The sequence below is a fragment of the Hymenobacter arcticus genome (assembly GCF_054779975.1).
In genome coordinates, this window is sequence record NZ_BAAGXF010000004.1 from 377,018 (window position 1) to 386,908 (window position 9,891).

The window sequence follows — 9,891 nt, forward strand, 5'->3', positions numbered from 1 at the left end:
AGTGCCTTGCTTTTATGCGTAAGTTTCTACTGCTGGCCGGTGCGCTGGCCTTTTCCACGGGTGCCGCGCTGGCCCAAACTTATTCGGTACGCGCCTACGGCGCGGTGGCCGATGGCCGCACCGTGGCCACCGCCGCCATTTAAAAGGCCGTGGACGCCTGCACCAAGGCCGGTGGCGGCACGGTGGAGGTGCCGGCCGGCACCTACGTCATCGGCACGGTGTTTCTAAAAGCAACGTGACCCTGCACCTCGACAACGGCGCGGTGCTCAAGGGTAGCCCCAATCTCGCTGATTATCATGCCTATACGCTGCCGCAGTACGGCCAGAACTACTACGGCATGCTGTTCACCGAAAACGCGGAGAACGTGGCCATCACCGGCGAGGGTACCGTGGACGGCAACAACCCGGCGTTCTACGACTTCACCCAGGTTAAGGCCCTAGACAGCGTGACCACGCGCTACACGCGCCAAAAAAACAACTACCGCCACGTGGCCAGCGGCATCGGCGACGGCCCGGTAGTGCCCAAGGACCGGCCCCGGCAGATGGTCGTTTTCTCGGTCTGTAAAAACGTGACGGTCAGCAATGTATCATTGATTAATTCGCCGTTCTGGACGATGCACTTTGCTGACTGCAACGACGTGCGCGTGACGGGCATCCGGCTGTATTCGGGCCTGCTGGTGCCCAATGCCGACGGCGTGGACTTCACCAGCTGTAGCAACGTGACGGTGAGCGACTGCGATATTCAGGCTGGCGACGACGCGTTGGTAGTATGCGGCTACAACCATCACTTCGAGATTCCGGGCTACCATAACCTGCGCCACGTTTCGGAGAACATCGTGATTACAAACTGCAACTTGCAGTCGGCCAGCAGCGGCATTCGCATCGGTTTCCTGGACCAGAACACCGTACGCAACGTGACGGTGAGCAACTGCAACATCACCAACTCAACGCGCGGCATCAATATCTCGCTGCGCGACGAAGGCTCGCTGGAGAACCTGACTTTCAGCAATATCCGCATCGAAACCAAGCTGCGCACCGGCGACTGGTGGGGTAACGGCGAGCCGATTCACATTTCGGCCATTCGCGGCAACGCCGACAAAAGCGTGAAAATGGGCCGCATCAAAAACGTGCGCTTCCACAACATCACCTGCCGGGGCGAGAATGGCATCCTGCTCTACGGCACTGCCGAAAGCCCGCTCGAAGACGTGGAGTTTCACAACCTCACCTTCGACTTCGTAGACAGCCCCCTCAACGGCGTGGCCGGCGGCAACGTGGACCTACGCGGCAACCTAGACCCCAAATTCGGCCTATTTGCCCGCGATATTCCCGGCCTGCTGGCCGAGCACATCAACGGCCTAACGGTAGACAACTTCAAGCTGAACTGGGTGGGCACAAAAGCACCGTACCTAACGAACGGCCTCGAAATCAACCACTTCACTAACCTGCGCATCCGCGATTTTCAAGGCGCTGGCGCGCCAGGTAATACCAAGGCTCGGCCACTGCTGTTGCAGGACGGCACTGAGGCAGTAGTAGATGGCAAGGTGAGAAAGGTGAAGTAAACAACGATTGACCCCACCCCCCGGCCCCTCTGGGAAAGGGGGAGCCAGTCATACGCGGCACCGAGTAGTCAGGCTCCCCCTTTCCCAGAGGGGCCGGGGGGTGGGGTCAATCGTTGTTTACGCCACCTCCGTCACGCGCACTTTCACGCCTTTTACTTTCGCGCCGTTCAGCTTTTCGAGGAGCTCGGCGGCCTGTTTGCGGGGCACGGCCACGTAGGAATAGAAGTCGAAGACCTCGATGCGGCCCACCGTGTGGTGTTCGAGGCCGCCTACTTTGACGAAGGCCCCAACCAGGTCGTGGGCGCTCACTTTGTGCTTCTTGCCGGCCGTAACGTGCAGCGTGATGGTTTCGGGGCGGGCCAGCTTGTTGGCGGCGTTGGCGGGGGGCATGGCCGGGGGCACCAGGCGCTTCCACTGGGCGCTTTGGGCCGAGGGCCAGGCCTGCACGCGGGCCTGCTCGGGCGGGGTAGCCAGCAGGTGAGCGGTGCCAGCTACGCCGGCCCGCGCCGTGCGGCCGGCGCGGTGCTGAAAGGTTTCGGCATCGTGCGGCAGGTCGTACTGGATAACCGTGTCGAGGGCCGGTACATCGAGGCCACGGGCGGCTACGTCAGTGGCTACCAGGGCCTGGGCCGAGTTATTGCGCAGCTTCATCAGCGCTTTGTCGCGCTCAGGCTGGGGCAGTTTACCGTGCAGTACCTCGGCGGCTACGCCGCGGCCGCGCAGGAACTGGGCCAGCTCCTCCACCTTGTCGCGGGTGTTGGCGAAGATGAGCGTCTGGCCGGTTTCGGGCTGTTGTAGCAGGTGATACAGGGCGGCGGGCTTGTCCTCCACGGCGTTGAGCACGTGGCCGCGCAGGGTGAGCGAGGCGGGCAGGGCCGCGCCGGTTATCTCGCCATTGATGCCGCCGGCGGCCGTCAGCATGCGGGGGCGGGTGAGGTAGTCGCGCACCAACACCATCACCTTATCGGGCATGGTGGCCGAGAACAGCAGCGTCTGGCGGCGGCGCGGCAGGCGGCTGATGATAGTCGCCATCTCCTCCTGAAACTTCAAGTCGAGCAGCTTGTCGGCCTCATCTAACACCAATACTTTCAATTGGTTGGGGATGATGTTGCGCTTCTCCAAGTGGTCGAGCAGGCGGCCGGGCGTGGCCACTACCACGTGGGGCGTTTGCTGCAAGGTCTGCACTTCATCGCGCATGGCGTGACCGCCGTAGAGGGCCGCCACGCGCAGGCCGGGGGCCGCCATGTGCTTGCCCAGGCTTTTGAGGGCGTCGCGCACTTGCAGGGCCAGCTCGCGGGCCGGCACCAGCACAATGGCTTGCACGGCCTTGGCGCTGGGGTCCACCTGGGCCAGAATAGCCAGGCCGTAGGCGGCCGTTTTGCCCGAGCCGGTGGGGGCTTGCCCGGCCACATCCTGCCCATCGAGAGCGGGCTGAAGCACTAGGGCCTGCACGGGCGTAGGCTTGACGAAGTTTAGCTCGGCCAGGCCTTGCAGCAGTTCGGGCGAAAGGTTGAAATCAGAAAAAGAGGCCGGGGCGGCGGGGTCAGCTTGCATCCGGCAAAGGTCGGAAGTAATGAGTAATGATTAATGGTTAATGATTAAGTGCAGTTATGATTGGTTTCGAGTTAGTTATGCCTAGCTAGTTCGCAACCAGGAGGCATTAATCATTAACCGCTAACCGCTAACCATTAATTTACTCCTCCACATTCACCAGCCGGTAGCGCACGGCCGTCTTCTTGGGTTTGATATCGAGCCCTACGTGGTGGGCGTAGGCCTGGGTGAAGGCCGCGCCAAAGTAGAAAATCATGGCTGAGTAGAACACGAACAGCAGTACCAGTACCGAGCTGGCCGCCGGCCCGTAGATGGGGCCCAGGTCGCGGCTTACCAGCAGCTGGCCCAGCACGCGCTCGCCCAGTTCGATGAGCACCGCCGTGAGCAGGGCCCCGCGCCGCACGGCTCGCCAAGGCACTTTTGCCGAGCTCAGCGTGCGAAATACGAAGCCGCACCACACCGCCAGAATGAGCAGGCTCACCACCAGGTTGAGCACCCACACGACGTAAAAGGCAAAAATGACGTCGAAGCCGGATACAAAATTGGCGAACAGCGACAGCGCCGCATCGGCCGAAAAGGCCAGCACCGAGAGCGCCGCCGTAGCCAGTAGCACGCCCGCCGAGCGCACCCGCTCGCGCGCAGCCACCGACACCTGGCTGAGCTGCCGCCGGGGCCGCACGTGCCACAACTGATTGAGTGAGTGCTGAATGACGGTGAATAGTGTGGTAGCGATAAACACCAGAAACGCGAAGCCCAGCCACGTAATGAGGCGGTTGCGGGTCTGGTGGCCCACGTTGTGCACCGTTTGGGCTACCAGGCCGGTGGCGGTGCTGCCAATGACCTCGCCCAGCTTGGTGAGCAGCATCATGCGGGCGCCCCGCGCCGAGTACACCGACCCCAGCAGCTGCACCAGAATAATGAGGATGGGCGGCAGCGCAAACGAGGTAAAAAACGCCGTGGCCGCGCCCAGCCGCAGCGGGTCGTTGGCGGCCAGTTCGCGGGCGGCGCGGCGCAGCAGCAGCCACAGCTCCAGCCACCAGGGCAGGCGGTGGGGGGGCTGGGAAGCAGGGGAGGAGGAAGCCTTGGCCATAAGAAACTTAACGCCCCGCCGACAACATTTTGCGCCGGAGTGGGTAAAAAGGGGCGGCCGCGTGGCGTGCGTCGCCACCAGCCAGGTGGCCGGGCGCGCTAGTAAACAGCTTATTTGGCCGACTAGTTACGCATGACTACAACTTCCATCTCCGCCGCCGGGGTGCGGGCTGCGCCCGAAGCCCCGCCCCGCACCTGGATTCAGCGCCGACTGGTAGACCCATTTCTGAGTCTGCTCAAGGCTGGCTTGTCCCCTGGTAGCCTGGCCCTTACGGCGGGCTTGGGCGTGGCGTTTGGGTTGGCCCCCATTTTTGGCCTTACTACCATCGTGAGCACGGCGGTGGCACTGCGCCTCAAGCTCAACGTGGCGGCTATGCAGCTGGTGTGCCACGTGCTAAGCCCGCTGCAAGTACTGCTGTTGCTGCCGTTTTTGCGCTGGGGCGCTACCGTGTTGGGCCAGGGCCGCGAAGTAGCCCACCTGAGCCTCGACCAAATCAAGGCTATGGTAAAAACCGACGGTTGGGGCCACGTGCTGCACCTGCTGTGGCGCGCCGAGCTAGGGGCGCTTGTGATTTGGGCCGTAGCCGCCGTGCCGGTGGTGCTGTTACTTTACGTGAGCCTGCGGCCGCTGTTTAAAAAGTTTATTACCCGTCACGAAGAAGCCGAAGCAACGGCAGTTATCGTTTAATTGATTGATAATCATATAGATAATAGAAGAGGGTGGCTAGCGCATTGCGCTAGCCACCCTCTTCTATTTGGGACTACGGAGTGAAGTGCCAGCCTATGACTTGTAGACAGGCTGCACCTCGGGCTGCTGGAAGTAAGGGTTCACGCCTTCTTCCGACGTCAGGTCGAGGAGCATGAGGTCCACGTGCTGAAAGTCACCGGTGCGGCCTTCCAGCGCGGGGCCGAGTTGCTGCATAAACTCGGGGTCGTGGCTGATGGTGTCGAAGCCCAGCAACAGGCGCGGGGGCTGGCTATCGTCGCCGGCTAGTTGCATCTGGGCCACGTAAATGGACAGGATGTCGGCATTGGCCGCGCCAAATTCGGCCAGCGACTCGGCCAGGCCCTCGGGTAGCTCGGGAGCGTTGAGTACCACCTGAGCGTCGGAGGGCAGGCCGTTGCCCTGCGAGAGCTGGCCCGCGAGCAGCGCCTGAATTTCGGCGGCCGGCAGCAGCTTGCCCGCTACCGAGAAGGGGTTCAGCACGCAGTCCTGGCCCTGGGTCATGGCAAAAAACGCCTGGCCCGGAATGGGCACCCAGCTCACGGTGCTGGCATCCATGCCGCCATCGCTGAGGCGCGCCTCGGAGGAGAAAATGGGCAGGCGACCGTCCTGCAACACTTGCAGCTGAATTTGGGCGCCTTCGCTCAGCTGCACTTCGCCGGTGGCCTGGTCCTCGGCGGGGGCCAGCACCATCAGGATATTCTCCTGCAACAGCGCCTGGTAGAAGGCCGGGCGGGCATTCTCATCTACCGGGGCCAATAGCAGCAGGTGTTCCAGGATGTTTTGGGGCTCGTAGGGAAACTCCGGCTCGTTGGGCATACCCAGCGGCTCGGGCATGGGCGGAATGCCAGCCATGGATGGCATAGGCGCAGCCGGGGCCACGTGGGTCGAGCCCTGGTAGCGGGGGCCTTTGGGCGCGGCGGCCGCCGGCTGGGTGGCGCCGGCGGCCGGGGTGGTGCCGGCCGGGGCGGGTGCCGAAGGAATGGCCGGGGCCGACTCAGGTTTGTTTTTTAGAAAGTCGAAGAGACCCATGTCAACAGGTAAGATTAGCGGTGGAAACAGTTGAAAGCAAAGGTAGCCTACCGCTCGCCACAGGCGCGCAATTCGGCTTCGGTACCGGCAATAGTACGGGCCCCGGCCGGGCCGGGGTGGTTGCCCCAGTGGCTTTCAATAAAGTTGAGCAAGTTAGTAATCTGAGCCGGCGAAAGCTGCCGATGCGTGGCGGTGTCCTGCACGCCCAGCATCAACTGGTTGTAGCTCACGCCGTTTACCACAATCGGCCCTTTCAGGCCTACGCGCACAATGCAGGCCAGCTGGCCCGCGTGTTGGGCCAGGTAATCGGAGCCCGCCAGCGGCGGCACCAGCTGGCCAATGCCCTCGCCTTGCTCGCCGTGGCAACTGGCGCAGTGCTGCCCGTAGAGGCGCTCGCCCTGGTGCCCCTTGTTGGTAAAGCAGCTAGGCAGCGCCAGTAACGCCAACAGCAGCAAGGAGTTACTTAATAGGCCGAAAGGGTTGAGTTGGAGGGCCGCCATGGGTTAGCGCTGCGCCGTGGCCTGGCGGGTTTTCACTTCGGCCAGCAGCTTGGGCAGCTGGCGCAATAGCTTGGCGGTTTCCTGGGGGTTGAGGCCATCGTAGAGGCCGCGCACGTGGCCCTGGTCGTCCACGAGGGCAAAGGTGCCGCTGTGGGCAATGCCGCCGGGGGCCTTAGCATCGGGCATGGCCCCGGTGAAGTAGGCCTTGGCCAGGGCGTAAGCCGAGTCGCGGCTGGCCCGCACGAAGCGCCAGTTGCTACCCGGCGTGTTTACGCCCAGGCGGCGGGCGTAGTCGCGCAGCACAGGTAGGCTATCGTGCTCGGGGTCAATGGTATGCGAAACAAATACCACGTCGGGGTTAGCCGAGTACTTCTTATATACCTTCAGCAGCTCGCTCTGCATTTTGGGGCAGATGCCGGGGCAGGTGGCAAAGAAAAAATCGGTGATGTAGACCTTGTGGGCCAGGCTCTGGTTGGTTACCAGGTGGCCATCCTGGTCGTGCAGGCGGAAGGCGGGCACCGTGGGGTACACCGTAGTAGTATCGCCAGCGGGCCCCACCTGCCGCTCCGAATCGCCGAGGTAGGGTAGGGTGGCGGAAGCGGTATCGGGCGCGGCATCGGTATGAATGGCCAGCGCGCCCGTGTCGGACGTGGGGGTGGCTTGGTTGCAGCCGGCCAGGGCAAGCAGCGCCACGGCGGGCAAATATTTCAACAACATAACAACATAACACTAACAGACTAGGGGGCAATAACGCAGCCCGGCCCGCGGCCCGGCTCGGTAACTAAACAGCCAGGGGCCGCCAGTCGTTCGCGGGCGGCCCCCGGTGGTGGGCTATGGGGGTAAGCTACTTGGGTTGCGGGGCGGCCACTGCGGGCGCGGCGGCCGGTGGGGTGGCGCGGCGTAGGGTGGCTTTGCCCGAGTCGAGAGCCGCCGTAATCTGCTGGGCCACGGTCAGGAGCTGGGTTTGCTGGTCTTTGAGGTAGGTGAGGCGCTGGGGCGCGGGCGCGGTGCTATCGGGCGGCTGGTAGGCGTGCATCCAGGTCATCATGGCCTGGGAGGCGGTTTGCATCTTGGCCAGCACCGGGGCGTTGGCGGGTACCTTGGCGGCGGTGAGCTGAGCTTTAAGCTCGAAGAGCTGTTCGGTTTGACCCATCAGGCTATCGTGGCGGGCCATGAGCGTGTTTTCGAGCGCGCGGGCCTGCACGGCGGGCGTGGCAGTCTCGGTGGTAGCCTTGGTGCCGCAGCCCGGCAAGCCCAGGCTCAGCAACCCAAAAGCCGCACCCAGCGGCAAAAGCAGCAGTTTTTTCATGCCCCAAAGGTACGGCCGCCCCCGAAGCTGCCGCCGATTTTTCGTGCGCGCTGCGAACCTCTGCGTAAAACCTCAGCGCCTGCTGCGGGAACTGCTTGTCGGCGTCGGTCGCGCCGCGAAGGCCCGCTCCAAATGCGCCGCCTACAAATCAAAACCTCGCCCCTGGGAGTTTACAGCCTATCCTTTTCCCCAATCAACCTATGCAAACCCGCCAACTCGGCCGCTCCGGCCTCACTGTTTCTGCCCTCGGCCTCGGCTGCATGGGCATGTCCGACTTCTACGGCCAGCCCGACGATGCCGAAAGCCTGCGCACCCTGGCCCGCGCCCTGGAGCTGGAAATCAGCTTCTTCGACACCGCCGACATGTACGGCCCCTACACCAACGAGGAACTGCTGGGCCGCTTCTTTCAGGCCGACAAAACGCGGCGCAACAAGGTGGTGCTGGCCACCAAGTTTGGCATTGTGCGCGACCTAAACGACCCCACCAAGCGTGGCATCAGCGGCCGGCCCGAGTACGTGCGGCAGTCGGCCGAGGGCAGCCTCAAGCGCCTGGGTACCGACCACATCGACCTCTATTACCAGCACCGCGTGGACCCCACCGTGCCCATCGAGGAAACTGTGGGGGCCATGAGCCGCCTCGTGGAAGAGGGCAAAGTGCGCTTCCTGGGCCTCAGCGAAGCCGGCCCCGAAACCATTGCCCGCGCCCACGCCACGCACCCCATTGCCGCCCTGCAAACGGAGTACAGCCTCTGGAGCCGCGACGTGGAAGTCGAAATTCTGCCCCTGCTGCGCGAAAAAGGCATCGGCCTCGTGCCCTACTCGCCCCTGGGCCGGGGCTTCCTCACTGGCGAAATTCAGAAGTTTGAGGACTTCGCGCCCGATGACTACCGCCGCCACTCGCCCCGCTTTCAGGGCGAGAACTTCCACAAAAACCTCAAACTGGTAAACCACCTGCGCGACCTGGCTCAGAGTAAAGGCGTCACGGCCAGTCAATTAGCTTTGGCGTGGGTGCTAGCCCAGGGCGACGACCTCGCGCCCATTCCCGGCACCAAGCGCGTGAAATACCTAGAAGAAAACGTAGGTGCCCTCGATGTGCAATTGACTGAGGATGAGCTGCGCCACCTGGATGAGCTGTTGCCGTTGGGCGCGGCCGCCGGTACCCGCTACCCCGAAGCCATGATGGGCATGGTAGGTAAGTAAATCTGAACTGCGGATTAGTCAGATTAAGCGGATTTTGGTAACGATTTTTATGTCTGTAAAAAGGCCGCCCTACGGCGGTCTTTTTTGTTTTTGTTCGTTAGGTCAGCGCTCATTATCAAGTAGAAAGAAAAGATAATAACTACTAAAATCCGAATAATCCGACAAATCCGCGGTTCAGATAATATACTCGTCTGTATAGTTCGAGGAGGATAGTATCTTTGGCTTCGGATGAAGCATGCAGAAGTAACCAATCTGTTTCGTAAGCTGCTACCTGCCAGCTATTATGAATGCTATCGAAACGAGAATTACTGAAGTGGCCACTTGGATTCTAAAAGTCAATCCTCATTTCGAGCATAATTATTTTCGTAGTCCTGAAATTCAGCCTTTTCATAAAAAGCCTTCAGTGCAACGGGTACCCATCAGTAGCTTAGCTAATTTCAGCCTGGAAGTTGAAAAACGACGCATGCTATTGAAAGAGAAGGAAATTTCACTGATTTCTCTTGATGAAGCATTAACGTTGGGTAGCCTAGTTTATACCAGACCAATAGATTCAACACTCGACGGTGGCGCAGAATTTTATTCGCAGTGTTTACTAGATATATGGGAAGTGCCAGCCTGGGATACTTGGGTAACTTGCGATGCCGAAGAATTCCCCGATTTTATTGCGTATCATAACTGTCTGATAGCATGGATTCCAGCCTCAGTGCATGATTTGTTTTATAGTGGATTTGCAGTGTGCTTAGAAAATAACATGGGTTGGGTTAAACTGGTCCCAAAGAATTCAGCCCTTACAGGCCGAATAGGTGAACCTGCTAACCTGAAATTTATCGAGGGTTTTGACCAGAAAGAATTAGAGGGTGTTAGGAATTGGGGCTAACCCAAAAGAAAACGAGCCAGTAAGCAGCGAGCGGAGTTCCTAGGCTCCGGCT

The 9,891-nt window shown here is 61.1% G+C and carries 11 protein-coding genes; 5 read left to right on the forward strand and 6 right to left on the reverse strand.

The window, feature by feature from the left end; translation table 11 throughout:
• Positions 1 to 14 precede the first annotated feature (14 nt).
• Both ACYVGC_RS10355 and ACYVGC_RS10360 read left to right on the forward strand, forming a co-directional pair.
• Positions 15 to 143: a hypothetical protein gene (locus tag ACYVGC_RS10355; protein ID WP_460583750.1), complete on the forward strand. Its 129-nt coding sequence runs from the start codon at positions 15 to 17 to the stop codon at positions 141 to 143.
• A gap of 92 nt (positions 144 to 235) precedes the next feature.
• Complete coding sequence (locus tag ACYVGC_RS10360) at positions 236 to 1,558, forward strand: glycoside hydrolase family 28 protein (RefSeq protein WP_460583751.1); 1,323 nt, start codon at positions 236 to 238, stop codon at positions 1,556 to 1,558.
• Between the two features lie 117 nt (positions 1,559 to 1,675).
• Here ACYVGC_RS10360 and ACYVGC_RS10365 read toward each other — a convergent pair whose 3' ends face one another.
• Positions 1,676 to 3,112 (reverse strand): DEAD/DEAH box helicase, encoded by a 1,437-nt coding sequence (locus ACYVGC_RS10365; RefSeq protein WP_460583752.1) that lies wholly within the window; start codon positions 3,110 to 3,112, stop codon positions 1,676 to 1,678.
• A gap of 139 nt (positions 3,113 to 3,251) precedes the next feature.
• Positions 3,252 to 4,199 (reverse strand): YihY/virulence factor BrkB family protein, encoded by a 948-nt coding sequence (locus tag ACYVGC_RS10370; protein WP_460583753.1) that lies wholly within the window; start codon positions 4,197 to 4,199, stop codon positions 3,252 to 3,254.
• Between the two features lie 132 nt (positions 4,200 to 4,331).
• Between ACYVGC_RS10370 and ACYVGC_RS10375 the strand changes: the two genes are divergently transcribed.
• On the forward strand, positions 4,332 to 4,886 hold the full coding sequence (locus tag ACYVGC_RS10375; protein WP_460583754.1) for a DUF2062 domain-containing protein: 555 nt from the start codon (positions 4,332 to 4,334) through the stop codon (positions 4,884 to 4,886).
• 93 nt (positions 4,887 to 4,979) lie between these two features.
• Here ACYVGC_RS10375 and ACYVGC_RS10380 read toward each other — a convergent pair whose 3' ends face one another.
• From ACYVGC_RS10380 to ACYVGC_RS10395, 4 genes are all read right to left on the reverse strand, one after another.
• The gene (locus ACYVGC_RS10380) at positions 4,980 to 5,954 is read right to left on the reverse strand and encodes an enhanced serine sensitivity protein SseB C-terminal domain-containing protein (protein WP_460583755.1); all 975 of its coding nucleotides are present in this window, start codon (positions 5,952 to 5,954) and stop codon (positions 4,980 to 4,982) included.
• A 47-nt stretch (positions 5,955 to 6,001) separates the two neighbouring features.
• Positions 6,002 to 6,454, reverse strand: coding sequence for a c-type cytochrome (locus tag ACYVGC_RS10385; protein ID WP_460583756.1), 453 nt, complete (start codon positions 6,452 to 6,454; stop codon positions 6,002 to 6,004).
• Positions 6,455 to 6,457: 3 nt separating this feature from the next.
• Positions 6,458 to 7,171, reverse strand: coding sequence for an SCO family protein (locus tag ACYVGC_RS10390; protein ID WP_460583757.1), 714 nt, complete (start codon positions 7,169 to 7,171; stop codon positions 6,458 to 6,460).
• Between the two features lie 127 nt (positions 7,172 to 7,298).
• Positions 7,299 to 7,763 carry a hypothetical protein gene (locus ACYVGC_RS10395; RefSeq protein ID WP_460583758.1) on the reverse strand — a complete coding sequence of 155 codons (465 nt, stop codon included), beginning with the start codon at positions 7,761 to 7,763 and terminating at the stop codon, positions 7,299 to 7,301.
• A 200-nt stretch (positions 7,764 to 7,963) separates the two neighbouring features.
• Here ACYVGC_RS10395 and ACYVGC_RS10400 point away from each other — a divergent pair, with 200 nt between their 5' ends.
• Both ACYVGC_RS10400 and ACYVGC_RS10405 read left to right on the forward strand, forming a co-directional pair.
• On the forward strand, positions 7,964 to 8,962 hold the full coding sequence (locus ACYVGC_RS10400) for an aldo/keto reductase (RefSeq protein WP_460583759.1): 999 nt from the start codon (positions 7,964 to 7,966) through the stop codon (positions 8,960 to 8,962).
• Positions 8,963 to 9,245: 283 nt separating this feature from the next.
• Positions 9,246 to 9,839 carry a hypothetical protein gene (locus ACYVGC_RS10405; RefSeq protein ID WP_460583760.1) on the forward strand — a complete coding sequence of 198 codons (594 nt, stop codon included), beginning with the start codon at positions 9,246 to 9,248 and terminating at the stop codon, positions 9,837 to 9,839.
• The last annotated feature ends 52 nt before the right edge of the window (positions 9,840 to 9,891 follow it).